The sequence below is a fragment of the Photobacterium sp. DNB22_13_2 genome, assembly GCF_052873915.1.
On the sequence record NZ_JBNNXU010000012.1, the window covers coordinates 22,922 to 48,276 of the forward strand.

20 protein-coding genes are annotated in these 25,355 nt (G+C 44.6%); 10 read left to right on the top strand and 10 right to left on the bottom strand.

Annotation, left to right across the window (positions count from 1 at the left end):
- The first annotated feature begins 27 nt into the window (after positions 1 to 27).
- Both ACVA58_RS17080 and ACVA58_RS17085 read left to right on the top strand, forming a co-directional pair.
- Positions 28 to 1,428, top strand: coding sequence for an NfeD family protein (locus ACVA58_RS17080; protein ID WP_446511578.1), 1,401 nt, complete (start codon positions 28 to 30; stop codon positions 1,426 to 1,428).
- A gap of 72 nt (positions 1,429 to 1,500) precedes the next feature.
- On the top strand, positions 1,501 to 2,274 hold the full coding sequence (locus ACVA58_RS17085) for a slipin family protein (RefSeq protein WP_446511579.1): 774 nt from the start codon (positions 1,501 to 1,503) through the stop codon (positions 2,272 to 2,274).
- Between the two features lie 103 nt (positions 2,275 to 2,377).
- Here ACVA58_RS17085 and pelG read toward each other — a convergent pair whose 3' ends face one another.
- Genes pelG through ACVA58_RS17120 form a run of 7 tightly spaced genes read right to left on the bottom strand, consistent with a single transcriptional unit; the run spans position 2,378 to position 14,425 of the window.
- Complete coding sequence (gene pelG / locus ACVA58_RS17090) at positions 2,378 to 3,751, bottom strand: exopolysaccharide Pel transporter PelG (protein WP_446511580.1); 1,374 nt, start codon at positions 3,749 to 3,751, stop codon at positions 2,378 to 2,380.
- Positions 3,732 to 5,279, bottom strand: a complete 1,548-nt coding sequence (pelF, locus tag ACVA58_RS17095; RefSeq protein WP_446511581.1) for a GT4 family glycosyltransferase PelF — start codon at positions 5,277 to 5,279, stop codon at positions 3,732 to 3,734. Before pelF ends, pelG begins: the two co-directional genes overlap by 20 nt.
- Complete coding sequence (locus ACVA58_RS17100; RefSeq protein ID WP_446511582.1) at positions 5,276 to 6,244, bottom strand: HEAT repeat domain-containing protein; 969 nt, start codon at positions 6,242 to 6,244, stop codon at positions 5,276 to 5,278. The genes pelF and ACVA58_RS17100 overlap by 4 nt, the downstream gene beginning before the upstream one ends.
- Positions 6,207 to 7,553 carry a PelD GGDEF domain-containing protein gene (locus tag ACVA58_RS17105; RefSeq protein ID WP_446511583.1) on the bottom strand — a complete coding sequence of 449 codons (1,347 nt, stop codon included), beginning with the start codon at positions 7,551 to 7,553 and terminating at the stop codon, positions 6,207 to 6,209. Before ACVA58_RS17105 ends, ACVA58_RS17100 begins: the two co-directional genes overlap by 38 nt.
- A 44-nt stretch (positions 7,554 to 7,597) precedes the next feature.
- Positions 7,598 to 8,128 carry a hypothetical protein gene (locus ACVA58_RS17110; protein WP_446511584.1) on the bottom strand — a complete coding sequence of 177 codons (531 nt, stop codon included), beginning with the start codon at positions 8,126 to 8,128 and terminating at the stop codon, positions 7,598 to 7,600.
- A 27-nt stretch (positions 8,129 to 8,155) separates the two neighbouring features.
- Positions 8,156 to 11,665 carry a tetratricopeptide repeat protein gene (locus tag ACVA58_RS17115; RefSeq protein ID WP_446511585.1) on the bottom strand — a complete coding sequence of 1,170 codons (3,510 nt, stop codon included), beginning with the start codon at positions 11,663 to 11,665 and terminating at the stop codon, positions 8,156 to 8,158.
- 24 nt (positions 11,666 to 11,689) lie between these two features.
- Entirely contained in the window at positions 11,690 to 14,425 is a 2,736-nt protein-coding gene (locus ACVA58_RS17120) for an endo alpha-1,4 polygalactosaminidase (RefSeq protein ID WP_446511586.1), read from the bottom strand.
- 270 nt (positions 14,426 to 14,695) lie between these two features.
- Here ACVA58_RS17120 and rlmF point away from each other — a divergent pair, with 270 nt between their 5' ends.
- The gene (gene rlmF / locus ACVA58_RS17125) at positions 14,696 to 15,700 is read left to right on the top strand and encodes a 23S rRNA (adenine(1618)-N(6))-methyltransferase RlmF (protein ID WP_446511587.1); all 1,005 of its coding nucleotides are present in this window, start codon (positions 14,696 to 14,698) and stop codon (positions 15,698 to 15,700) included.
- Between the two features lie 59 nt (positions 15,701 to 15,759).
- Here rlmF and ACVA58_RS17130 read toward each other — a convergent pair whose 3' ends face one another.
- Positions 15,760 to 17,391, bottom strand: a complete 1,632-nt coding sequence (locus ACVA58_RS17130) for an electron transfer flavoprotein-ubiquinone oxidoreductase (RefSeq protein ID WP_446511713.1) — start codon at positions 17,389 to 17,391, stop codon at positions 15,760 to 15,762.
- A 155-nt stretch (positions 17,392 to 17,546) separates the two neighbouring features.
- On the opposite strand from ACVA58_RS17130, the gene ACVA58_RS17135 reads away from it, so the two are divergent.
- Positions 17,547 to 18,320, top strand: a complete 774-nt coding sequence (locus tag ACVA58_RS17135) for an electron transfer flavoprotein subunit beta/FixA family protein (RefSeq protein ID WP_446511588.1) — start codon at positions 17,547 to 17,549, stop codon at positions 18,318 to 18,320.
- Positions 18,320 to 19,249, top strand: coding sequence for an electron transfer flavoprotein subunit alpha/FixB family protein (locus ACVA58_RS17140; protein WP_446511589.1), 930 nt, complete (start codon positions 18,320 to 18,322; stop codon positions 19,247 to 19,249). Before ACVA58_RS17135 ends, ACVA58_RS17140 begins: the two co-directional genes overlap by 1 nt.
- A 15-nt stretch (positions 19,250 to 19,264) precedes the next feature.
- Here ACVA58_RS17140 and ACVA58_RS17145 read toward each other — a convergent pair whose 3' ends face one another.
- The gene (locus tag ACVA58_RS17145; protein ID WP_446511590.1) at positions 19,265 to 20,227 is read right to left on the bottom strand and encodes a LysR family transcriptional regulator; all 963 of its coding nucleotides are present in this window, start codon (positions 20,225 to 20,227) and stop codon (positions 19,265 to 19,267) included.
- 212 nt (positions 20,228 to 20,439) lie between these two features.
- Here ACVA58_RS17145 and ACVA58_RS17150 point away from each other — a divergent pair, with 212 nt between their 5' ends.
- From ACVA58_RS17150 to ACVA58_RS17160, 3 genes are all read left to right on the top strand, one after another.
- A complete protein-coding gene (locus tag ACVA58_RS17150) occupies positions 20,440 to 21,816 on the top strand; it encodes an MATE family efflux transporter (protein WP_446511591.1) in 1,377 nt (458 codons plus the stop codon).
- 108 nt (positions 21,817 to 21,924) lie between these two features.
- Entirely contained in the window at positions 21,925 to 22,194 is a 270-nt protein-coding gene (locus ACVA58_RS17155) for a type II toxin-antitoxin system TacA family antitoxin (RefSeq protein ID WP_446511592.1), read from the top strand.
- Complete coding sequence (locus ACVA58_RS17160; RefSeq protein ID WP_446511593.1) at positions 22,195 to 22,725, top strand: GNAT family N-acetyltransferase; 531 nt, start codon at positions 22,195 to 22,197, stop codon at positions 22,723 to 22,725. It begins immediately after the preceding gene.
- A 64-nt stretch (positions 22,726 to 22,789) separates the two neighbouring features.
- On the opposite strand, the gene ACVA58_RS17165 is transcribed toward ACVA58_RS17160, so the two are convergent.
- Positions 22,790 to 23,200: an SPOR domain-containing protein gene (locus tag ACVA58_RS17165; RefSeq protein ID WP_446511594.1), complete on the bottom strand. Its 411-nt coding sequence runs from the start codon at positions 23,198 to 23,200 to the stop codon at positions 22,790 to 22,792.
- A 338-nt stretch (positions 23,201 to 23,538) separates the two neighbouring features.
- Here ACVA58_RS17165 and ACVA58_RS17170 point away from each other — a divergent pair, with 338 nt between their 5' ends.
- Together ACVA58_RS17170 and ACVA58_RS17175 are read left to right on the top strand one after the other, a co-directional pair.
- On the top strand, positions 23,539 to 23,922 hold the full coding sequence (locus ACVA58_RS17170; RefSeq protein WP_446511595.1) for a LexA family protein: 384 nt from the start codon (positions 23,539 to 23,541) through the stop codon (positions 23,920 to 23,922).
- A 3-nt stretch (positions 23,923 to 23,925) separates the two neighbouring features.
- Positions 23,926 to 25,227: a Y-family DNA polymerase gene (locus ACVA58_RS17175; RefSeq protein ID WP_446511596.1), complete on the top strand. Its 1,302-nt coding sequence runs from the start codon at positions 23,926 to 23,928 to the stop codon at positions 25,225 to 25,227.
- The last annotated feature ends 128 nt before the right edge of the window (positions 25,228 to 25,355 follow it).

A 25,355-nucleotide genomic window follows, 5' to 3' on the forward strand; every position in this document is an offset into this window, starting at 1 on the left:
TTTTAGCTGCTTTGGCGAGGAGGGTCTATGAAATTGTTGGCTGTATTAGCGGCTCTCAGCATCTGGTTTTTTAGTCTGCCTGCGTTGGCACAAAATGTATGGGTGATTAAAATTTCCGGTGGTATAGGGCCTGCAACCAGTGATTATGTGTCACGAGAAATCGAGCAGGCACATAAAGAGCAAGCCAGTTTTATTGTTTTGAAAGTGGATACGCCCGGAGGTCTTGATACCTCCATGCGGGATATTATCCGCGCAATTACGACATCACCGTTGCCGGTTGCGACTTGGGTTGGTCCCGCTGGTGCCCGGGCTGCGAGTGCCGGGACGTATATCCTCCTTGCTAGTCATGTTGCGGCGATGGCCCCTGGTACTAACCTTGGTGCGGCTACGCCGGTTTCACTTACTGCGCCTGGAGGAAAGGATGATGATTCAGGCGGTAACCCATTTGCACCAAAAAAAGAGAAAGAAACAGAGGCATCTGATAGTGAAGCAGCTCAAGCTAAAGACGATGATGATGCTAACAGTGAAAAAGTGACCGCAAAAACAGCAATGGAAAAAAAAGTGATTAATGATGCCCGAGCGTATATCCGCGGCTTGGCTAAACTGCATGGACGGAATGAGGAGTGGGCAGAAACCGCGGTAACAGAAGCGGCCAGTATCGATGCTGAAAAAGCGTTGGAGTTAAATGTTATAGATTTTCTTGCGTCGGATCTGGATAGCTTAGTCACTCAATCTAATGGCCGTACCGTTATCATTAATGGGCTTGAAGCAAAAATCGAATTAGCTGATGTGGCTTATATTGAGCGAGAACAAGACTGGCGATTCAAGTTATTGTCGGTTATTACCAACCCCAATGTTGCTTATATCCTGATGCTTATTGGGATTTATGGCTTGTTACTCGAGTTCTATAATCCTGGCGTCGGGCTTCCGGGAGTATTGGGTGGGATTTGCTTGTTGCTAGCGATGTATTCATTGCAGATGCTACCGGTGAGTTATGCAGGTTTGGCTTTGTTACTGTTGGGAATCGCCCTCATGGTCGCGGAAGCTTTCAGCCCCAGTTTTGGCATCCTTGGGCTTGGCGGTATTGTTGCCTTTGCGCTTGGCTCAGTCATGTTGATGGATACAGAAACGCCGGGATACCAGATCGCCATTCCATTGATCGTTGGCCTGACAGTGGTATCGGCTTTGTTTACCTTCGTCATTCTTAGCTTGCTGCTCAAAACAAGGCGCAAGCCTGTCACTACTGGTGTTGAAGTCTTACTGGGTCAAGAGGCTATAGTGGTAAGCGGTTTTCCTGGTAGTGGCCGCGTGTTAGTGGATGGCGAAATTTGGCAAGCAAATTGCGACGCTGTATTGGTGAAAGGTGACAGGGTAATCGTGGTGCAAATACATGGCCTTTGTCTGGAAGTAAACCAGCAGGCGAAATGAATCCATGTGATGGTATAGCCAAGTGACTTCAAGCGGCTTGGGTATATAACCTTTTTTATAAGGAGCAATAATATGATCACATACTCAATAGCAACGATTATTGTACTGGTGTTTGTGCTTATTGTAAGCATGTTCAAAGTGCTTCGTGAGTACGAACGTGCCGTTGTGTTTTTATTGGGACGTTTTTATGAGGTGAAAGGGCCTGGTCTAATCATCATCATCCCAATTATCCAACAAATGGTTCGAGTCGATCTGCGAACTATTGTATTGGATGTGCCCACTCAGGATTTGATCACCCGTGATAACGTGTCGGTTAAAGTGAATGCCGTAGTCTATTTCCGAGTTGTTGACCCAAAAATGGCGATCAATAATGTGGAAAATTATCTCGAAGCTACCAGCCAACTTTCCCAAACAACGCTACGTTCAGTGCTTGGCCAGCATGAACTCGATGAGCTGCTCTCAGCTCGTGAAGAATTGAATAAAGATCTACAAGTAATTTTGGATCAGCACACAGACAACTGGGGGATCAAAATTGCTAATGTTGAGATTAAACATGTCGATCTTGATGACAGCATGGTTCGCGCGCTTGCACGTCAGGCCGAAGCAGAGCGTTCACGCCGGGCTAAAGTGATACATGCCACAGGTGAGCTTGAAGCGTCAGCCAAGTTGCAGGAAGCGGCTGATGTGCTCAATCGATCACCCAATGCTGTTCAGTTGCGTTATATGCAGACACTAACAGAAATATCCAACGATAGAACAACGACCATAGTGTTCCCGATGCCGATAGACTTGGTTGAAAATGTTACTCAGTTGATGGCGACAGCCAAGAAGAAAGAAGATCAGTAAACGATTCTTTATACCCAGATGACTTCAAGGTACTTAGTATATAAGGAACCCTCGGATGTTGAATTTACCTCCGAGGGGCATGTTGTTTCTTTAGTTTGATGTCCTATGAACGCTGTAGCATGAATGTTTGATACTCAAGATCATCGAACTGGCTATCAAGCATGATCAGTCCAATGATAGTTGTGGCCAGCATCGTTATTGCGAAACCGTAGCCATAAAATACAGGGCCAAGATCGATACTGACATGCGCTAACACGAAGTTTCCTACCGCCATTAATAATGTCAGAAAGAGTGCAGAATAGCGTTTATCTAAATAATACATCACATTGAGGATGGCCATGACTAGTACCTGTAGGCTGACTCCAACCAAGTCGACATAGAGAAGGTGCAAGTAAGACAGGTCAATACTTAAGAAATTCAGGATATCTTCAGCCCAAAGGATCAATAATGCTAGAGTCAGACCTTGTACCTTGAAGATTTCGTATATGCTTTGTTGGCAGGCAAGCACCATCTTGTCTTTGAGTAGGTGAATTGAATCTAATGTGGCGCCTTCGCGCACGGCATCATAGAACTTCAGGCAAGCACCGGCAAAATCCGTTTCCATCCGCAACATGAAAACCGCCATACCCGGCACAATGGCCAAGTAAGCAATGAAGATAGGCAGGTCATAGATATAGGATGCTCTGAAAACGTCGATCACCTGATGTGAGGTTTCATCTCGGAACCAGAATACAAATTTATCTAACCAAACGCCGAGATTGTAGAGAAAACCACAGAAAATGAGAGAGAAGAAAGTCTTTTTGTGATTCAAAAATTCAAATGAAATCAGCTCCTTTGCAGGGAAATCACGAATGATATGGTACAAAAAAGCAAAAGTGAGGATAGCTTGGCAAAAGCCAAAGATCATCAGCAAACCAACTAGGCCAAACGGCGGCAAGAAGATACTTAATATCACCATTAGCCCGTAGCTGAACATCATGGTGAAAAATATACGGTAGTATTCTTTCATCCCGCTAAGGAATATAATGATTAGCCATTGGTTACACATCAAAATAAAGGATGTAAAAATCGCTATTTTTTCTGCAGGGGTTATTGTACCACTGATGGCAAGAACCGCACCGCCAACCATGGCTCCAATAATGCTGGTAACTAACATCGAGCCTAATAGGTTAGGTACAATTCGATGGTCATCTTCAGCAAATAATAAATCAGAAATAAATCGAGTAAGCAATAATTGGAATAACCCACTGATTATTAAAGAACCAGCCATCAGATAGGTGATGATGACCAGAAATTGCACAATCACATAGGTTGGAAAGACAATTCCAACACTGATAATACCGATGGTCAGCAAAGCCAAAATAGATAAAACCCATGGGCCCGAGCTGATAAGCCCTGCCAAACCATAAGCTTCAAGCATGGATAACAGAGAGTTTTTCTTAAGAATTTTCCTTAATTCAAATCCGATGCCGGCCACTGATTGCCTCCTTGTATAAATTACGGTAAGCACCGTACATCATAGGTTCGTCGTAATAGCGCTTTACTCTGACTCGGCCATTATCACCGGCCTTTAGCCATTGTTCGGCATCACCAAGCACGCTGATAATGGCATGCGCCCCTTCGGTTGGGCTGGCTATGGGAATGATTTCGCCAGCTGACCCGATAGCCGCATCTTCACCTTCGGTACCATCGATAATCTCACGGCAGGCGCCAACTTCTGTCGCGATGCACGGTATGCCTGCTGCCATGGCTTCGAGTAAGACTAAGGGCTGAGCTTCACTTATTGAGGTCAGCATCATTACGCCAAGTTCTGGCATAATTTCAGCTACATTTTTACTGCCCAGCATTTTGACGCTGTCTTCTAAGCCCAAGCTTTCGATGAGCAGTTCACACTCACGCACATATTCCTTGTCTTCTTCAGTTGGTCCGATAATCCAACCTTCAAGTTCAGGTAGGGTTTCGATAGCTCCGCGTATGGTTCGGATGAACGTCTTGATGTCTTTGATCGGCACTACACGACCGACGAGACCGACAACCATAGGTGGAGTGTCTGGCCGGCGATGATAGGCATCTTCAAAACGTTCGGTACTAATGCCATTGACAATAACGCGGGTTCTATCTGTTGGGGCCCCGTCAGTATGTTGCCGCTGCCTGTTCCCTTCAAACAAAGCTACAATGTGGTCGGCTTGATGATAGGCCGACAGCCCTAATTGTTCAAAAAATTGAATCCAGGTTTTTCGGGTCGTATTCATACCTTTATGCATGGATATGTCAATTTGGTTGTGGTTGTCTTTAATCCAAGTTGCCTGGGAAAGGTCAATTTTCCGTTCTTTGGTGTATATACCATGTTCGGTCAGAATAAATGGGGTTTGGGATTTTTCCCTGCTCAATGCCCCTAAAAAACCAGCGTATCCTGTCGACACGCTATGAAATATCTTCGCCTTTGGTAGGGTTTGCGATATACGCGATAACACAAACAAGGGCTGGTAGATATTGCGGTAGGTCCAAAAAAAATCAACAAATGACTGTCTTGGTGCGGACTCTAAATACCGTTCTGTCAGCACTTCCCATGATGCACGGCTGTAGAGAAAATCCATGAGAGTTAACTTGTTATTAGCGTCAAGAAATTCAGACACATCCGCGAGTAATTGGCCGGGAATAGGCTCATTTTTTTTTTCGAAGTAGGAGAGGAAGCGATTCCAGACATTGAATAATTTGGTCTTACCTGAACGCGCTGAAGGTTTGAGGTGCCCCTTATCAGATAAGAGGTAATGGACTTCAAATCCAACAACGTTCTCAGGGAACTCATAGGCTGGCTCATCATAAAAATCAGGATGTCCGCCGAGAAAAATTAAATGAAAACGGTATTCCGGTAAGCCGCTGATAATTTGGTGTACCCAACTTGAGACCCCACCTCGAACATACGGGTATGTTCCTTCCAGAAGAAGGCATACATCTACGTCTGCGTTGTTTTCGACGTCAGGCTTACGGTTAAAAAGTCTCATCCCCAATACTCCTTTATCTGACTCAATTTGTTACCTTTTTGCTCGGGGAAGTAAGAAATATACTCTCGGGCGGTTTGGAAATCACCAGAGATATAAGATGCTTCTGCCAGGTAAGGTGCGACTTGCTTGAGTAGTAAGCCTCCGTCCATTGCGGCTTTTAATACCGGTGCGGCTTCAATAGGGCGTTTTAGCTCGAGCAGTACTCGGCCTAGAAGGAGATTCGCAGATGCGGAGGTCTTGATACTGTTGGATTGATTGAGGTAGTTTTCGGCCTGTTCTAAGTAATGGTTACGTAAAATGCCTTCGGCAATACCGAGATAACAAAGCTCCCAATACTGCTGAGCAATGTCAAATGCTTTTGAAGCTGAAGGCTTGTATTCAAATTGTTTTTTGGAGAGAGAGAGGGATTCGTTAATATGTGTTTCGATGCTCTCTAAGCTTGCGTAAGCAAGCAGACGTACATCATCAGTCAAGTCCTTCAATGCGAGCTGTAATAGTGGGACTGCATGTTGACGGGGTAAGTTACGAACAGCGCTAACGGCCAGTAACCGACGTTCTGGGTCTTGATTGTGGAGTAGGATTTCCCGTAATGCACCTGAACCAAATTGAGTGTCAATCACTTCGCCGGGGCTCTGTGGTAGTTCACTTTTTTCACACTCTTGCCAAGTAACGTTAGACTTTTCCCTTGGTAAATAAAGCGCAATTAAAAGAGAGCAGCTTGTTCCGATCATACCGACAACCGGTAATAGGTAATTGAAGATAAACAGGAACGAAAAAGAGCTGATGACCGGCGTTTTATACTGCCTCGGTAGTATCAACCAGCAGAGGGCTGAATAACTGAGACATGATATAGCATGGGTGCTGGCAAAGGCCAACCACATACTTGGCGTCATTGTCTGGGTGGTAATAATGTAAAGGCCAGAGCTCTCAAATGCTATGGTCTGAAGAAGTAGCCATGTCTTCATCGTATGCTCCAAGCTCATCCATAAGCTTTCTGATTTCAGCCCGGTCAGTCGACATCGACAAAGGACCAAGGATATCTATTTCTTTAGCATCTTCGCCTAGTTGGTCTTTTAACAACTCTTGTAGCCTGACGATATATTGCTGGGCATCATAGACTGTTGTAAGGGGAAGAAGTATGGCAAGCGCGGCATTGCCTTGTGACGTTCTGCATGACCAATAAACATCAGCCCCTCGACGGTAACTGATCGTGTTATCGAGCACCTGTTGATGTTTGCCATCACTATCGATACAGACAACCACCGAGCTATCAGCACCATAATGGCGTTTGTTGTAACTGGCGCGCTTAAGGTAGTCGATAAATAAATCACTTTGATGTGGACGTAAAATCGGGGTAAGGATCTCATCACTTAATAAGTCTGCGGCGTAGTTGGCAACCAGTGAAAGCAGTGCCACATTTGCAGGGGTGAGCATGAAAAATTTGGCGTATTCAGCAATGATTGCCGCCTGTAGTACTCCTCGCGTATCGATGAGTGGGATACATAATTGATAGCGAGATTGGTGGATTTGATTCGCTTCTAGCTTCGCTGGAGAAAGTAGTTTTTTGGTTTCCAGCATATCGAGAAGCATAGGGTCAGAATCCTCTAATCGATGGTGATCTCCAAGGGTAGCCGCAGCGTTTTGATGGATCTTGCCATGGGTGACTTTATAGATCCCTGCAACCTCAATCCCACCGATGTCAGCCATCAAGTTGAGGTAGGGAAAACCAAGGTACTCTAAGCGGTGCGTCGCATGTTTGGCGGCAATTTTATGCAACTCGCTGATGCTTGCCCGTAGGCTAACGGTTTGACCTGCGGTACGTTGTTCGAGTTGGTCGTGTGATACTTTGAGCAAATGATAGTTCTGGGTAAAGCTATCTAGTTTCTGCGCCATATATTGATGGTCAAGAATATGCTTTTGATTAATGTTGTGCCAATAATCGTGAAATTCACCAGCTACCATTGCCACCATGATGATACCAATTGCTAATGACAGTGGATAATAATCCAGCATACCAGATGCATTCATAATGGTTGCGAGTCCGGCTGTTGTTAGCAATGAACAGACAAAGCCTTTGGCAAAACCGTAACGCAGGGCTATGAGCAAAGGACCCAAAAGAGGCCAAAAAAAGTTATGCTCCGTCGAATTTGGGGATAAGGAATCAGATTCAACCCAAATGTAGATACATATGATGGCGACAACCAGTGTTTCTAGCCATACATAGCTGCTCTTTGAGAACCCGAGAAAGGCTTTACTGCTGCTTTTATTATCCATATTAAACAACCATTATTATAAATCTATATAGATCAACCTATCACTTACTGGTTATCTCTTGTTGCGACATTCAGGCCGCTCAGCAGTTCTTCAATGACGATATGTCCAGTGCCGCTGACACTTTCGCGACCCCAGCCGCCACGACTTCCTGAAGCTTGCCAGTAGGTTTGACCACTTTTTGCTGACTTTACCTCTAGTGTAATGCCAACTGCTGGCTCACCGTCTAGCCCACTTTTGTAATGCCATTCTTCAACTGAACCTGTGATTACATAGTCAACAGGCTGGGTAGCAAGCCAAGCATTGGCTTGTTTTTGCTTCGCAGAGTCATCAAGGATACTTTGCAAATCATTGACAGCCGATGGCGGGTATTTAACCGCAATGATACCTTTGGCAAAAAGTTGGGAGCTCAAAATTTGCTCAGCTTTTTCAGCCGCAAGTGGGGTGCTTGAATGGTTGTACATAGGCATGATTGCCCAGCGGCTATCAGCCGAAAATGTATTGCTGTCAGTGACTTGATAACTACTACAAGCACTCAGAGCTAAGAGGCTGGCGAAAGTGACTATCTTTTTCATCATGGTCATCCTTGTAAAATTCGGTTGAGGTTAAAAGCCGTAGTAGTAGCCAAGTGTCATTCTCAACGACTCATCACCATTTCTGTCTTGGCTTTGCCAGTCTGTGCTGAAGTAAAGCTCATCATTACCAAACACACGCCAACCCAAACCTGCGCTTAGGGTGACATCGACTTGTGAACTTGAGAAGTTGTATCCAAGCGAACTATCAAACCAATATCTTGGTGACGGTACAGTCGCACCTGGTTGACCCGGTTCACCATGCCAAACTCGTTGGCCGATCCCAACGCGCTGGTAACTGTCCTCGATAAAATCACTGCTTGTCAGTGGCGTTGCTTCATTGTGCCAACGGTTGATTCCGTTCAAGGGATCATCGCTGAGATTAACATCTTGCATGGTGACATCGGCGTAGATTTGCCAGGCTGGATCAGCAAAGAAAAACTGTTCGGCTACTCTCAAGCTGAGATCCCAGCCTTGACCGATCTCATCGTCAAAGCGGGTAGAGAGGTCGTGTAAGTTAAACTGAAATGCCAACGATTCTCTTGCTGTAGGTTGATAGGCAAGATTAAAGCCAAGCAAGTTATCTTGCCCCGCGATATTAAGTAATTCGCTGGCCTCGATATGGCTGTTGAAGCCGAATCTGAAGCCTAGACGTAGGTAGTCGTCGACAGCAAATTGGTATTCCCCATTGAGTCCAAGCCGCTGATCACCAATACCATCGGCTAGATCAACGCCTAGTGCCCAATAGCTTTCGCTCATCTGGTATTGATATCGGCCTCGCAAGCGGAACTCATCATCTATATCAGTGTTGGCTAGTTGATCAGGGGAGCCTGACCGTTGGTGATCCAAGCCAAGTCGCCAGTTTCCATGATAATGGGGTGAGTAATAATCAAGACTGGAGCGGTCTATATCCCAATGAGTGATTTGTGAATGTTGGGCTCGGATACTGTGCGTCTTCGTTGGATGTTGCAGAACATGAATACGGCGAAGTTGGTTTTCCGATTTTTTATCAGCTAGTTGGCCAAGGTTAGCCTGACCTTGTTGCCATGCTTCTTGGTGCTTGCCAATAAACTGTAAGGCCGCGTTTTCATCCGCTTTTGGTAATTTGACTGCGGTGGCTAAAATCTCTTCAACTTTTACCCGGTCTTTTTTCTGTAGAGCGAGTGACAGTTGCTGCCACTCTGGCATTTTATAACGGCCAAGGGCTGTTCTCTGATGCCAGAACAGTATCTTCTCACCGTGGTTTTGTGCTAAATGGTCGGCAAATAGCTCACTAACGTTACTAATAGTTGGTTCGTTTAGAGTGTTATCTTCAATCACCTGGCTAGCCATTTGGTCGCCAATAAATAGTCTTATTAGGGCTCGATAACTAATGTCACCATCCGGTAATGCAAGTAATTCAGATGACTGTTTGTCGAATAGATAATGGCGTAATTGATAGGCTTTTTCACCATTGCCTTGTTGTTCTAGTAGCTGGGCGTAATTGAGTAGAATAGAAGGTTCAGGGTTATTGTCGTTAAGCAAGAGTTGGCGATACCAAATATCCGCGTCATGATTAAGCCCGAGTTGTTGGCTTGCACTGGCAAAAGCTAACCAAAGATTACGTTCAGAAGCCAACATAGGCTTATAGCGACGGTAAATTTGATCAAGTGTATCTACATCGCCTTCATTGAGAGCAAACCAGAGCAAATTACCGACAGCCGATGAGTTGGTTGGCTCTAATTGTAAAATCGCCAAGTAGAGTTGCTTTGCTTGCTCTGGCTCTCCTTGCCACTCAGCGAGCAGCGCTCGGTATGTCATAATTTCAATATGTTGTTCAATATCAGGGTCTTGCTCGGCTTTTTTTATGAGTTCAGTAAGTAATTCTTCATTTTTTGTTTGAGCTGCATGTTGAACGGCGGCCAAGAGTAACTGTGGATTACGATTTTTTTCATAGAGTTTAAGCAGTTGTGCTATTTTTTCTTCATTTAGTGGCGACAATATATTGATATAGCGGTATACATCAATATTTGAACTGGCTCGTGTTGCCAATTCTGATTGTGAACTAATCGATAATGCTCGGTTGTTGGTTTCCCAAGCTAATGAAGAAACAGCTTCAAGGTAGTCTTCGTCAGCCTCCATCCAATTGGTTGGATTGACCAGTGTATTTAGAGCCAGCTTAGGCTGGTTCAACATGATATGTGCATTGGATATACGTAATGCTTCTGTGACGTTTAGTGGCCGCCTTTTCTGCAGCTGATTACCGTAACGGATCACAGAACGATGATCACTGCGGTAACTGTATAAGCGGGTAGTGTGACTCAGAAGTTCAGGGTCATTAGGACGTTTTGCGAGAAGAGCCAGCAGACTTTGAAATGCGGCTGATGTCCCTTGACCTTTTTCAAGTGCGTTGAGCCATTGGGCATACTCGGCTGGGTGGATGTGGTTATATGTTGCCAACTTTTTGAAAAAACTGCCTTCATTTAAGATATCACCCAGCGCTCTTGATTCATCTATACCGGCACGGATATTTTTTGCACTCGGATTAAGCGATACCAGCTTGATGCTAATTGACTGTGCTTGTTCTATCTCGCTTTGCCAGCGATAAATTTGATGTAGTAAAACATAATCATATTGGTCTGGTGCTATGGTGATAGATTGAAGCAGTAATTCTTCGGCAAGGTCGAGGTCACCGATACTAATCGCAATTTGTGCTGTTTGAGAATACAGCTCTGCTGTTGGTTCAATTGATAGTAGATGGCGAGATAAAGCTAAGACAATATCAAGGTTTCCTATCTGTTTAGAATGCATTATGGCTGCATTGAGAAAGTCTGCGTTGTTGTAAAGCAGTCCTCTGTAACTGTTAAAGAAATATTTGCTAAGCTGGGATTGGCCGCTTTTTATCATTAAGTCAAACAGCTTCTGGGCGTTTTCAAGATCTTCAAACTCCCGAAATGCATCAAGTTGAACTCTCAATGACTTGTCATAATCCTCACTTTGTAAGGCAAGAGAAACTAACTCGTCGTAAGAGGTTTCGCCACTTTGTTGGTGGGGGTATAGGTAATCAAACCCCTTATCTGGCATCGATAATGAAATCGCGGTGTCAGCAAATTGACGTGCAAGTTCTGCCTCTGGAATATAATTAATTTTATCCAACAGTGTGAGTAACGCTGCTTGCGCTTGTTGTTTCTGTTCCGGATGGTCTTGATATGTTTGTTCTAGTAGCAGAGACAGGTATCGACCTATTGAATCCCAATCGTCGTTACCTTCTGTTGTTCTAAGAATACTCTCTAACAGCTCTGTCGCATCGTTCAACTGCCCAGTGGCAGCGTAGTTATCTACGATTTGATTTATGATCTCGCGGTTTTTCGGATCATTACTATAAAGTTGTTGTAAAAAGGCCAATGAAACTTCAGGTGAAGAAGAGCGGGCAATAAGTTGTACTAGCATGGATTTATTAGGCGCAACAAGCCACAGCGCCCATAAAGACGTTGCAGTTAACACCACCAGGGTGAATTTGTTGATAAGCCTTATCCTTGGCTTTTTGTTCTTACTTTTAGCCATCGCTTTATCAATATTCCTTTCGCGTTATAGCACTTGGCACTGGATTGTACCCGTTAGCTTCCCTGTTTTAGGGCTTGCCAATTCTATTTGTCCTTTTTTTACATTGTGTTTGATGGTCAATTCAGGGCCGTCAATTCGCTTACAGCTTTTGGCGCCTCTTACCACCATCTTTAGTGGCATGTGTGTGGAAACCTCCCAATCAATAACGTTGTTCTTGACTTCCCAATTTACCAGTTTTCCGTTTGCACTCTTGAGGTGAAGAGCACTGTCTGGTGAATCGGTAGTTGCGAATCGGGTTTTGGGCTGTTTAAGGATCATAAATTTACCATCTGGCCCTGAGTTCCAACCTGCAAATTGGCTTCCGCTAGGATAGCCCAATGAATCAGATAGCCGGATACTTGTTATCCCAGTACTTGCAATTTGCCATTGACCATCTAATGTGCGAGCGATACCGGTCTCATACAGTGCTCGCGCTCTTTCGGCATATTCACTTAAGTACAAAGGGGTACTTTGCTGTTTTACCGCCCAATCATAAACTTTCTTTAAGCCATTGACTGATGCAGGGTATGCGCCTGAGTACATATGGTAGTAAATACTAATACTTTTTAACCGACGTGGGGTACCTAATATGTCAAATGTTTCAACTGCCCGCCCATAACCGTCGTGGTGTTCAGTCCAGAGGTTAGTATAGAGGTTTTCATTTTGAACAGGCGCATAGACTTGAACACCAGAAGGGTACCAAGCGATAGTTGGTGATACTTGAGTAAAGTTTTTGTTTCCCCTTACAACGTATGTATTGCCGCCGTTTACATTCAATAAGTTTGCTTGCTCGGCAATCGCGATGACTTCTTCGGTAGGATCGGCATTTCCAGACCAAAGAATGAGTTTGACCTCTTTCTTACTCGGTGAAAGTTTGGTGTTGATATATTCAGTACTACCAAGGATCTCGTTGTAGTAATCAATGGAGTAGCCAGGTATAGGCAAGTGGTCACCATAAGCTTTTTTTTGATTAGCATTTTTTAGATCCCAAAAGAAAGGATGACTGAAGGTGTGTGAAGCAATCTCAACGTTAGGCAGTTTAAAAATTTGCTTTGCAATTCTCTCGAGTTGTGGACTTTGATCAGGGTATAGACCTCGTTGTCCAACCTCACCTTCAATAACTGATACAGTTTGTGGAAGAGAGTATTGTTTTAGGATGTTTTCGTATATTACTTCTGCAGTATAAGGTTTGTTTGGGAACCAAGCTTTGGATGGAAATCCATCACCATCAATGTGGCTAGTCAGGATGCGAAGGCCACTTTCTGTTGTTGCATCAGCCGCAGGGATTTTTGCTAGCCCTAGTGTGTTGTCAAGCAACCTGAATGGGTCAATACTCCAACTAATTCTTCCGTTTGCAAGCTGTGTTACAGGAAACGGGTATAATGCAGCACCTCCCCATGGTGCTTGGAACAGTGCCGTTGTTGTTTGGCCGCTCTCGTTACCGAAGGTAATTTCACTGTTTACGCCGATCTGGGTGGGTTGCCAAAGTGTGTGCTTTTCAAACTGGCTATATGAGGCGGGATAAAACTGCTGTGTCCAGCTTTGACCTTGTTGTTGGGTGATGTTGCCGGATATTTCTCCTTTAGCGGTAATACCGAGTTTGGCTAAGATAGCTTGATTTGTTGGTAGTGCACTGAGGAATAATACAGGGCGTTTATCGATCAGCGTATCAATCCAAGTTTGCAAAGCTGGAACTTGTTGGTAGCTCGTTTCTTCTAGCCAAAAAAAGAAACCGGCATAACGAGTAATATCAATCTGGTTGAAGTTGATTGTTCTGATATCCAAGCACTCGGGAACATAGCCATAATATTCGATCGGCATCGACATCATCCGGTGACACTGTGATGTTACCATTCGGCCAAATTGACCGTCATAAAAACCGAGAACCCGTTTAGCGATAGGTTCAATGGTGCTGACACCGAACTCATACAGTAAACCGTCACTGATATAAGGGGTATAGCCTTCGCTGATCAGTCGTCTTGCTGCGCGCTTTTGTGCTTCACGATTACTGGCCGGCAAATAGTCAATGACAATGGCTTCAACACCCGCTTTTTTTACTTCTTCCAGTTTGCCTGTTAGCCACTGGCGGTCAGACTCAGGCACTAACTGGTAGCTATCTGCTACTGGGTCGTAACTGTTATACATTGACTCAGCGGCTAGTGCATAAGGTTTGAAACTAAGCTGGTCGAGTATTTCGAAACCTCGATTAAATATCAGTAGAGGTTTGGCAGGAAGTGTATGCAACGCATCGAGGATATGGGCGAGTGCTGTTTGCTGCTTGCTTGTGTTATCAGGTGAAGTGGTAAAAAGAGTATAGCTATCTAGCGTATCAAGGAAAATACCGTCAAAACCACGTTCAGTAAGATTGCTTGCTTGATGGATTAGGTATTCTTGCCACTCACTTGCAGATAGATCCATAACATGGCTAGACCAATTTGGATTGGTGAGCGGAGAAAGCCCTGCAAGGGTATTGGGTAATGCTTCACCGTCGTACTCGCCAATACTGAGGTAGGCGAAAACTTGAGTCTCTGCTTTTTGTAGGGTTTCAATCTGTTTATCAGTAATCAAGCTAGGGGTGACGACAACTCGGTCGTAGTTGATAAGCTCTCTAACAGAATCAATTTGGTTATAATAAAAAGCAATGGACTGGGCTGCCTGTACTGAGTGAATAGGCAGTATTAAAACGGTAATGATGAATAATGTGCGTTTGAATACATCCATGTGCAATTTCTTCCTTTAATCACTCAGTCCTAAAATGCATTGTTATTGGCCTGTATGTAATAGTAAAGTTAAGATTATGAAAATGTACAATTTTTATTGATGTTGTCACAAGATATTTCATGATGAGGTTGCATATTGTATTTTTAGTCTGGTCATTAGTTCAAAAAACAGCCAGCCTGAAAGATATGGCGGTTCCATGGCCGGACAGATTCAAGTAGGATACTTCTCTTTTTGGCTTTAGGCCGAGCAATACTCTATAAAGAAAGCGATATGGCACAAAAACATAAGCAAAAAGCGCCGAGTAAGGGGCTGCATCCACGAAACCCTCACCGAGCCCGTTATGATTTTGACAAGCTGATTCAAAGTTGTCCGGAATTATCACAGTTTGTAGAGAAGAATCCCTACGGTGACTTGTCGGTCAACTTCAGTGACCCTGACGCCGTCAAAATGCTGAACCGTGCATTGCTTAGCCATTTTTACTCGGTTCCTTATTGGGATATTCCCGCAGGCTTTCTCTGCCCTCCAATCCCTGGAAGGGCTGACTATTTGCATTATATTGCCGACTTATTGGCAGACTCCAACGGTGGCAAGATCCCAAAAGGAAAAGCTATAAAGGGTATTGATATCGGAAGCGGAGCAAATTGTGTTTATCCAATTATCGGCCACCGTGTATATGGTTGGCATTTTACGGCTGCCGACATAGATCCGATTTCAATCAAAGCGGCCAAGTTTATCGTTGAAGCTAATCCTTCATTGAAAGGCGGCATTCAATGCAGACTGCAGAAAAATCCAGATCATATTTTTACCGGTATGATCAACGACAACGATTTATTTGATTTCACCTTATGTAACCCTCCGTTTCATACCTCTTTAGAAGAGGCCATGGCAGGAAGTGCCCGTAAGGTAAAAAACCTTGCTGCTAACTCGCAAAAGAAAGGCTCCCACCATTCAGCAAATGCAATGAAAGGTAAAAAGCCGGTTTTGAATTTTGGCGGTCAAAAAGCGGAGCTATGGTGTCCCGGCGGAGAATCAGCGTTTATTAAGCGTATGATTGATCAGAGTGTGGATAAAGCGAACCAATGTTTCTGGTTTACCACTTTGGTGTCGAAGAAAGACAATTTGCCTTTGATTTATAAGCAGCTGAAAAAGGTCGGCGCAACTGAGGTTAAAACGATCGACATGGCGCAGGGACAAAAGCTTACTCGGGTTGTTGCATGGACATTCCTTTCTGCAGAACAACAGGAAGTATGGCGAAAAACCCGTTGGTCTAAATAATACGTATCCCCCCAAGTAGCGTGAAGCTATTTGGGGAGGGTCGACAACTGTCTGCTGCTCTACATGTTTGGATAATTAGGCCCGCCACCGCCTTCTGGTGGTGTCCAGGTAATATTCTGGGAAGGATCTTTGATATCACAGGTCTTACAATGCACACAATTGGCTGCATTGATTTGAAATGAAGCTTTACCATCCTTTTCTATTACTTCGTAAACGCCAGCAGGGCAATATCGTTGGCTAGGTTCATCATAACGCTCGAGATGAAAATTGATCGGAATAGCGTCATCAGCCAATTTTAAATGACAGGGCTGGTTTTCTTCATGCTGTGTTCCAGATAAGAATACCGAAGATGCTTTATCGAAACTGAGCAGACCATCAGGTTTTGGATAGCTGAGAGGCTGGTGGTTAGCAATTGGGTCTAGGCATTCATGATCTGGTTTATCGTCTTCCAGTGTCCATTTGAAGGACTTTCTAAACCATTTTTGTTCGATAGAAGCCAAGGTTCCACCGATCAATGTACCAAAGCGGTGGATCTCTGCCCCGAAGTTTCGTGACTCATGCAGTTCGTCATGTAACCAAGATTGGCAGAATATTTTGTCATAGCCAGGTGTTGTTTGGTGAAAACCTTGTTCTAATTCATGAAAAATTGCCTCGGCGGCAATTAAACCGGATTTCATCCCAGTATGGCTGCCTTTGACTTTCGCCATATTCAAAGTGCCCGCATCACAGCCAATTAAAAGCCCGCCAGGAAACTGTTGCCGCGGTAGGGATGACAGACCGCCTTTGGTTATAGCTCTAGCACCATAAGCGATACGTTGTCCGCCGGCTAGATGTTGAGTAAATAATGGATGGTGCTTGAGTTGTTGGAATTCATCAAAGGGACTTAGGTAGGGGTTATGATAATTCAGATCGACTATTAACCCGACTGCGACTTGGTTGTTATCAAGATGGTATAGAAAACTACCCCCATTGGTGCCTGTTTGACTTAGCGGCCATCCGACGCCATGGATAACATGACCGGGGCGATGGTGCTCTGGCGGGATCTCCCATAACTCTTTTAGTCCCAAGGCATAATGTTGAGGTTGCTTACCGTGATCGAGATGGAATTGTTTAATGAGCTGCTTACCTAAATGCCCCCGCGCTCCTTCAGCAAAAATTGTGTACTTTGCTTCTAGTTCAATACCGGGTTCAAAAGTGGATTTAAGTTCTCCTTGCTTATCAAGCCCCATATCTTTTGTGATGATTCCCGTTACTATGCCTTGACTATTGTAGAGTATGTCACTGGCAGGAAACCCAGGAAAGATTTCGACACCTAGCTCTTCAGCCTGCTTAGCTAGCCAGCGGCAGAGGTTACCTAAGCTGATAGCAAAGTTACCTATGTTCTGTAAGGTATCGGGTACCAATGGTTCAGCGACGGTGATGTAGTTGTATTCATTGGTTAAATAGCAAAATTTATCGTCGGACACGGCGGTGTGTAGTGGTGCCCCCATGCGTTCCCAGTCAGGAAAAAGTTCATCCAGCGCTTTATGTTCGAATAGTGCACCTGAGAGAACGTGGCTTCCGATTTCAGCGCCTTTTTCTACAACACAAACTGACAAAGGGCGTTCATTTTCAATGGCAAGTTGCATCAGTCGACAGGCTGCAGATAATCCGGCGGGGCCAGCACCGACAATGACAACATCAAACGACATGCTTTCTCTTTGCTGCTCTGAACTCATGCTTCAATCCCTAACTGTACTGCGATTGGTTAAAATATAGTCCAGTTGACGTAAACGTAAACTCAACTAGGCTCAAAGAATACGTCAATTACGGGGTTTAGCCGCCTTGGTTTGATAAGGATGTGCCTGTGAAAGTGTATGTTGCGATTAAGCGTGTCATTGATCCTTACGTTAAGGTAAGGGTAAAAACTGATGGCTCTGGTGTTGAAACCGCCAATGTCAAAATGTCCATGAATCCATTCTGTGAAATTGCGGTAGAGGAAGCAATTCGCCTCCGTGAAGCTGGCCATGCTGATGAAGTTGTTGTGGTCTCAGCAGGTGAGGCCGCTTGCCAAGAGCAATTAAGAACGGCCTTGGCGCTGGGGGCTGACAGAGCAATACATATTGAAACCGATGCAGTGGTTGAGCCTTTGTCCGTTGCGAAACTATTAGCGGCGTTGGTTAAACAAGATAAACCAGACCTATTTATATTAGGTAAGCAATCGATAGATACTGATAATAATCAGGTTGCGCAAATGCTTTCGGCTCTGTTGGGCTACCCTCAGGGTACATTTGCATCAAAGATCTGCGTTGAAGGTGACGGTGTCACAAGTGAGGGGGAACAATCAATCAACGTAACACGAGAAGTTGATGAAGGACTAGAAACTCTTCGCTTAACGTTGCCTGCGATACTGAGCACAGACTTGCGGTTGAACGAACCACGTTATGCATCCCTCCCCAATATCATGAAAGCAAAGAAGAAAATGCTTGATGTACTGACCCCTGAAGCGTTAGGGGTAGAGATAAAAAATCATCAAGAGGTTATCGAGATAATAACGCCAATACAGCGGGCTGGTGGTATAAAAGTCGATTCTGTTGCCGAGCTTATCGATAAACTAAAAAACAGTGCAAAGGTGATCTGATGACGATTTTAGTAATTGCAGAGCATGATAATCACCGTTTGGGCGGGGAAACACTCAAGTCTGTCGGGGCTGTATCCACATTACAACAAAGCACTGATGTATTGGTTATAGGGAGTCAGTGCCAGTCGGTAATTGAAGAAACATCAAGAATTGTAGGTATCAGTCGAGTCCTTGTTGCTGATAATCCTAATTATAAAGATCAGCTGGCTGAAAATTGTGCGCAGTTGATCGCCGAGCTTGCCAAGGATTACAGCCATATTGTTGCTCCGGCAACAACATTCGGTAAAAACCTCCTACCTCGGGTCGCCGCATTATTGGATGTGGGGGTGCTATCTGATGTCGTTACAATTGAAAGTGAAAATACGGTAATCAGACCAATCTATGCCGGTAATGCGCTAGCGAGAGTACGCAGTTGTGATAGTAAAGTATTGATGACCCTTCGTGGATCGGCATTTGATGCTGCTTCTTTGGGCATTAGTCAAGCGGAACAAATAGCGGTAGACATTGCGATAAGTAATGACTGGAGTGAGCTTATTGAAAGACAGGCATCTGAAAGTGAAAGACCTGAGTTAGCGGCTGCTCGAGTCGTCGTTTCTGGCGGCCGGGCGCTTGGCAGCAAAGAAAATTTTGCGTTAATCGAGCAGCTTGCCGATAAACTTGATGGAGCAATAGGGGCTTCAAGGGCGGCTGTGGATGCCGGATATATTTCCAATGATTACCAAGTTGGACAAACCGGTAAGATTATTGCACCGGAGTTATATATTGCAGTGGGCATTTCGGGCGCTATTCAACATCTCGCGGGAATGAAAGATGCCAAGGTTATTGTGGCGATAAATAGCGATCCAGAAGCGCCAATCTTTGAAATAGCGGACTATGGATTAGTTGGCGATCTGTTTGATATTTTACCTGAACTTATTGACTCGGTGTAAGCGTATAGCTAGCTGTTAATCAATGATTTTCCAGCCGTACAGATCCGCCATGTGGGTTAGTGCGGCCATATCTTTTCTTTCTTCTTGGACCATCCAATCAATAAAGCGAGTGACGGTGTCACCTTTACTGACGGTTTGATAGTAATATTGCCAAGTACTATTAGTAACAATGGTTGCTAGGTTCGGTAGTTTCAAATAGCCCTGCTGAAGTTCGTGTACGACAAGCATCAGATCGGTGATGGTAACGCCTTGGCCTGCAAAGCAGGATGTTAACGCCATATCTAATGTGTTAAACGTTAACCCATCTTCATTGACTTGCTCTGACCGGTTATTGCGGGAGAGCCATTCGCGCCAGTCACATTGGTCAGGTGTCGGGTGTAATCGCGGGTAGTTGGTGATGAGTTCATCGACAGAGATTGGCTGCTCTGTTTTTGTTAATAACTCTGAATATACGGGGGCGAGGTATTCTTTTCTGAAGAAAGTGAGCATATTGCTACTTTTGGTCACCTCAGGAACGTTATATATCGCAATATCACAGTCATCCTCTTCTAATTGTAGTAACTCATTGCTGTGTCCCATACTTGAAGACAAGACAATATTGACATCAGGGTTGAGTGATTTAAAGGAATGCAAACGTGGGATAAGCCAACGGACCGCAAGGCTCATTGCAACCTGTACTCTCAAGGTACCGGTTTCTTTTGCCTTCAACTGTCGGATGGTTTGGTTCAATTCGCTGTATTGCCGTGTGAGCAATAACGCAACTTCCTTCCCTTGTTGTGAGAGTTCGAGGGAACGGTGGTGGCGAATAAACAAAGTAAACCCAAGTTGCTCTTCTAGTTGCCTGATTTGGCGGCTCACAGCACTTTGTGTCACATTGAGTTCGTCAGCTGCCAAAGTAAAGCTTAATTGACGAGCTGCCGCTTCGAAAACCCGTAATCCGTTTAAAGATGGCGGCAGTAGGCGATGTCTTCTTTTCATCGTTTGTCCTTTTAGCGTAAATGGAAACGGTTAAATTGTATTCGCATGAGTTTTATGAATGCAAAGATACTATAAATGTCGTTTGAAACTCAAACCTGAAGATCTTAAAGTTTATCTTTCAGTAGTTTGATGCCTATCACACATTGTTGAGCCTCTTTTAATCACTACTGATATTCCTGTCTGTTTTGATGCTTTAGTGTTTGTGGTGATAAATGAAAAAACTGATCAGCTTGGCTGTGCCGCTAATAATTTCTCAGCTGGTTGCGCAATTGTTGGTGTTTACTGATGTTTGGATGATGGCGCAGATGAGTATTCTTGCCATTGCCGGTGGTGGCCTAGGTGCGGCTGTGTATTCCATTGTGTTTACGGTTGCTGGTAGCACAGTAGGCTGTGTGGCTAATCTGATTGCCATCGCTTATGGTCAAAGACTCAAAGACTCGGCAAAAGGGGATGCCGAAGTCAGCACTTCACTCAAGAGTGGATTGTTGCTTTCCGTTATTCTATCGCTGACTTTGTTACCGGTTTTCTATCTGATGGATGGCTTGTTAACTAAAGCAAATCAAGACCCTGATGCTGTTGTTTTAGCCGTAGAGTATTTAGATGCTCTTAAGTGGGCGATGTTACCGACTTTAATTTTGTTGGTATTACGTAGCTTGGTAAGCGCATTTGGCGACACTCGTTCGGTCATGGTGATGTCTATTGTTACCGTTATCTTGAATGTGCCATTAAGCTATTTGCTGGCTTTCCATTGGCAAATGGGTTTAGCAGGGTTGGGTTATGGAACAGCGTTAGCCGCCTTTATTGTTATGCTCGGCTATGGTTACTGGATCTTCACCCGAAATAAATACCGTCAATATAACCCGTTTACTCATTGGCATGAGTATCGCTTTGGCATCCTCGTACCGCTAATGGCGATTGGTGTGCCTATTATGATTGCGACCTTAATGGAGCATGCCTTGTTTTCTACAGCAGCACTGCTGGCAGGTACTTTGGGTGCAGTGTCGTTGGCGATCCACCAAATTGCCATGCAGTGCCTGAATTTGTCTTGGAATGTGGCATTCGGTTTGTCTCAAGCAGCTTCGATCTTGGTTAGTCAACATGTCGGCCAACAGGAGCATGGTATGGTCAAGCGGTATGCCAAGTTAGGCTTGGTATTAGTGACAGTGACGAGTGCGGTATTTGGTGCCTTGATTGTCGCAAAGCCTGAATTCCTTACCGTTATATTCAATGTTGAGGGTGATGCGCTTGCAGAAGAATTGGTGGCTGCTCTTCCGAGTGTGATGATCATGGTTGCTGCTTGTTTTGTGGTTGATGCATGGCAATTAGCGGCGATCAGTATCCTACGTGGTATGAAAGTAGTGAAAGCCCCGACAGTAACAACAGCCATTGGTTACTGGCTTATAGGTCTTCCTGCTGCATGGGTATTGATGCACATGTTCGGCTTGGAAGGCGTGTGGGGTGGGTTAGCTGCCGGTCTTGCCGCGACAGGCTTAATGCTGTTGTTCATCTTGTTACGGGAGCTCCGCAAGCTTGAAGAGGGGCCTCAAGAAGTTCATAAAGCCCAAGACGACGTAATTATGTCATCCTAAATGCGCTCTGAGTAAAATCGTACGGAAAGCTTCCGTACGATTTGCTGAGTGATAAGGGAGAGGTTATACTTCGTTTGTACGGAACACTTCCGTATATAGGAGGTTAACATGGCAACAGCGCGTTTAGACTTGCGTTTAGATGAAGAAATTAAAGCCAAAGCCGAAAAGGCCTCAGCATTATTGGGGCTGAAGAGTCTGACTGAATATGTGGTTCGTCTTATGGATGAAGATGCCAGCCAAGTGATCGCACGACATGAAAGCATCACCCTTGAGAATGATGCGTTTGACCGATTTGTCGAAGCATGTGATAAGGCGAAGTCACCGAATAAAGCATTGCTCGATGCAGTTAATTTTGCAGATGAAAAGGGCTTTAAGTAAGTGAGTTGGTCCAAAGAATTTATCGAGCTAGATAAAAGGTTGCATGACCGTGTATCGTTTGATTGTGGAGAGCCGGAGCTCAACACATTTATACAGACCCAAGCGGCGAAACATATGCAGGCAGGTATTAGCCGAACAATGGTACTGCCTGCCTTACTTCCGCTCCCAAACCAAAAACTACCGATTTGTGCTTTCTATAGCATTGCGCCAAGCTCAATCTGCCGCGATACATTACCTGCAGCAATGGCAAAAAAACTCCCCAAGTATCCGATCCCAGTATTCCTGCTAGCCCAACTTGCGGTTCATCATGAATATCATGGTAATGGTTTGGGTAAAGTCAGTTTAGTAAAAGCCTTGAAGTACCTGTGGCAAGTTAATGCCCATATGAGAGCTTACGCCATAGTGGTCGATTGTTTGAGCTCAGACGCTGAGTCTTTCTATACCAAATACGGTTTTGAAGTATTGTGTGAGCACAATGGCCGCATCAGGATGTTTATTCCAATGAAAACGGTCGGCCAGTTGTTTGATTGAAGCTAGTCTGATCTTAGTTGAATTAAGCGTAAAAAAGCCGGAGTGATTGCTCCGGCTTTTTTGATCAGCGCAAACGGAATACGTCAGTTTGTTTGTCGTTTTGTACTTCGGCAAAGCTTCGGATGAACGGGCCTTGTTGGCGAACGGCTTCAGGAAGTCGATCGATGACTGCCTTGGCTTCTTCTTTTGTTTCGTAATCCCCGTAAATCACAGCATACCAACGGCCACTTTGGCTTTTTTTCCAGTTAACCCAAATTGGTTGTTGGCCTTGGATATGGTTTATATAGCTTCTGACATCTGCTTGACGTTCTTCAGTCAGGGCCAAGACCTGGATTGTGAAGCGCTCAGGGTTGAGGTGGCCATAGGCTTCTTCAGTGGTCATTTGGCCAATGCATTGGCTATCAGTGTGTGTATTTTCAGTGGTAGAACAGCCAGCCAGCAGAAGTACCGCTAGTATTGCAAAAATCTTTTGCATTAAAAAAACTCCTTGGTTAATAACCGCTATACCCAGCATCTTGGATATATATTTTAATTTTTATAAACGACAATTTTATCAACATTGATGAGTGTTTGTTTGACATAACTCGATGTGGAGAGTGTGTTTGCCGAAGAACACAGCAATAGTTGATTGAAAAATCACCACAGAGTAGATGAATGACAGCGCATTAGTGCTATGCGATTGAAATTGTACAGAAAACAACTCGCTTGGTGGTTCAATCTTCAGTTACCTCAAAAGATGAAACTAAGGTGTGACTATTCTAACTATTTTTTATTATACTGTATATATATACAGTTAATTTAAGAGTGATAGAGATGACGCCATTTCCTTACTTTATCGAAGGCGTGAAGTGCGGTTTTCCGTCACCTGCTGATGGCCATCAAGAAGAGCTAGATTTAGAGAGTTATTTGATTCGAAACCCCAATGCAACGTTTTTTCTAAAGGCTTCGGGTGACTCAATGACGGGGGCTGGAATTTACGATGGTGATCTCTTGGTTGTAGACCGAGCGGAGCCGGTTGTCCCCGGGCGAATTGTGATAGCCCGAATCTACGATGAGTTTACTTGCAAGCGATTGCTCCGTCATGACCAAGCATGGTGGCTAGTGGCTGAAAACCCTAGCTTTCAACCATTCCAACTGCCTGAAGATTCTGAAATTTTTGGGGTGGTAACACGCAATGTTCACAACTTGTTGGGGTAAGCCATGGCGGCATTAGATGGATATCGTGATCAGGTATGGGCCCTTGTCGATGCGAAAAGCTTCTATTGTGCCTGTGAGCAAATCTTTGACCCGAAATTAGTCAATAAACCTCTTGTTGTCCTTTCGAATAACGATGGTTGCTGTGTAGCTCTTTCACCACAGGCCAAAGCGTTAGGTATCAAGCGAGGTGCACCTTGGTTCAAAATTGAACGGGAGGCACGAAAGATGGGGGTTGAGGTTCGGAGCTCCAACTACACCCTGTATGCTGATATGAGTCGTCGTTTTATTGAAGAATTGCATCGTTTTTCTCCCCATGTAGAGCAGTATTCCATTGATGAAGCCTTTATACGGTTAGATGGTTTTAAATTGGATGGTCTGACACAAATGGGCAAAGACATTCGAGATACCGTCTATACCCATTTGGGATTGCCTGTAAGAGTCGGGATTGGGGCTAGTCCCACATTGGCCAAGCTGGGTAACCATGCTGCAAAGCAATTCGAACAGCGGGTCGAAGGCGTTATTCAAATTGATAATGAAGAGCGACGCCGTTGGTTATTAGAGCGTTGTGCGGTGCAAGATATATGGGGGGTCGGTGCTAAAACGGCGACACGTTTACAGACCAGTGGTATTGCTAATGCCCTTGCACTATCAGAGCAAAACCCAGCTGATATGCGCAGATTGTGGAATGTTGGGCTAGCCAGAACCGTACTTGAGCTTCAAGGAGTCGCGTGTATAGAGCCTGGGGATATAGATGAAAAGCGCAAGCAGATATTATCCAGTCGTAGTTTCGGCAGCGACTTGATGGATTTAGGTGATTTGAACGCCGCTCTTGCTTTTCATTGCCAGCGTGCCGGAGAGAAACTTCGCCGTCAGCATAGTCAGGCCAGTGTTGTCAGCGTGTTTCTTCGAACAAACCGCTATAAAGATTTACCACAGCATAATATCAGTTGTGCGAAAGAGCTTATGTGTCCTAGTCAAGATAGCTATCGATTCCTCGATACGGCCATAGCGCTGCTGAAGTCCGTCTATCGCCCGGGTTATGCCTATCAGAAGATCGGCGTGACCTTAGAGGGGTTGACAGATGCCAACAATGATCAGTTTCAATTTGATATGTTCGACAGTAGCGTATTGGAAGAGGTGAAACGACGAGACTTAATGGCCATCACCGATCAAATGAACGCCAAATTTAAGAACGGCGTTAAGCCGGCTTCAGTGATTAGTTCAACCAACTGGCATATGCGCCAAGCATTTCGCTCCAATCGCTGGACAACACGGCTGGATGAGTTGCAGGTGGCAAAGTGTTGAGGGGTGAACGTACTAGCTCGGCTGGATATATAACAAAACCGAATGTAATAGAGTGAAAGCGAATTTCTGAACTTAGACAATTAGTTAATAATTACCTGTATCTACTTAGGTTGTTAAAGATAGAGGCT

Bases quoted from the DNA above. Each gene is read 5' to 3' on its own strand.
- ACVA58_RS17150 (WP_446511591.1), top strand. From the start codon at position 20,440: ATGAAAAAACTGATCAGCTTGGCTGTGCCGCTAATAATTTCTCAGCTG.
- ACVA58_RS17080 (WP_446511578.1), top strand. From the start codon at position 28: ATGAAATTGTTGGCTGTATTAGCGGCTCTCAGCATCTGGTTTTTTAGT.
- ACVA58_RS17110 (WP_446511584.1), bottom strand. From the start codon at position 8,128: ATGATGAAAAAGATAGTCACTTTCGCCAGCCTCTTAGCTCTGAGTGCT.
- ACVA58_RS17130 (WP_446511713.1), bottom strand. From the start codon at position 17,391: ATGTCGTTTGATGTTGTCATTGTCGGTGCTGGCCCCGCCGGATTATCT.
- pelF (WP_446511581.1), bottom strand. From the start codon at position 5,279: ATGAGACTTTTTAACCGTAAGCCTGACGTCGAAAACAACGCAGACGTA.
- ACVA58_RS17105 (WP_446511583.1), bottom strand. From the start codon at position 7,553: ATGGATAATAAAAGCAGCAGTAAAGCCTTTCTCGGGTTCTCAAAGAGC.
- ACVA58_RS17115 (WP_446511585.1), bottom strand. From the start codon at position 11,665: ATGGCTAAAAGTAAGAACAAAAAGCCAAGGATAAGGCTTATCAACAAA.
- ACVA58_RS17170 (WP_446511595.1), top strand. From the start codon at position 23,539: ATGACGCCATTTCCTTACTTTATCGAAGGCGTGAAGTGCGGTTTTCCG.
- ACVA58_RS17145 (WP_446511590.1), bottom strand. From the start codon at position 20,227: ATGAAAAGAAGACATCGCCTACTGCCGCCATCTTTAAACGGATTACGG.
- ACVA58_RS17085 (WP_446511579.1), top strand. From the start codon at position 1,501: ATGATCACATACTCAATAGCAACGATTATTGTACTGGTGTTTGTGCTT.
- ACVA58_RS17140 (WP_446511589.1), top strand. From the start codon at position 18,320: ATGACGATTTTAGTAATTGCAGAGCATGATAATCACCGTTTGGGCGGG.
- ACVA58_RS17120 (WP_446511586.1), bottom strand. From the start codon at position 14,425: ATGGATGTATTCAAACGCACATTATTCATCATTACCGTTTTAATACTG.
- rlmF (WP_446511587.1), top strand. From the start codon at position 14,696: ATGGCACAAAAACATAAGCAAAAAGCGCCGAGTAAGGGGCTGCATCCA.
- ACVA58_RS17175 (WP_446511596.1), top strand. From the start codon at position 23,926: ATGGCGGCATTAGATGGATATCGTGATCAGGTATGGGCCCTTGTCGAT.
- ACVA58_RS17165 (WP_446511594.1), bottom strand. From the start codon at position 23,200: ATGCAAAAGATTTTTGCAATACTAGCGGTACTTCTGCTGGCTGGCTGT.
- ACVA58_RS17100 (WP_446511582.1), bottom strand. From the start codon at position 6,244: ATGAAGACATGGCTACTTCTTCAGACCATAGCATTTGAGAGCTCTGGC.
- ACVA58_RS17155 (WP_446511592.1), top strand. From the start codon at position 21,925: ATGGCAACAGCGCGTTTAGACTTGCGTTTAGATGAAGAAATTAAAGCC.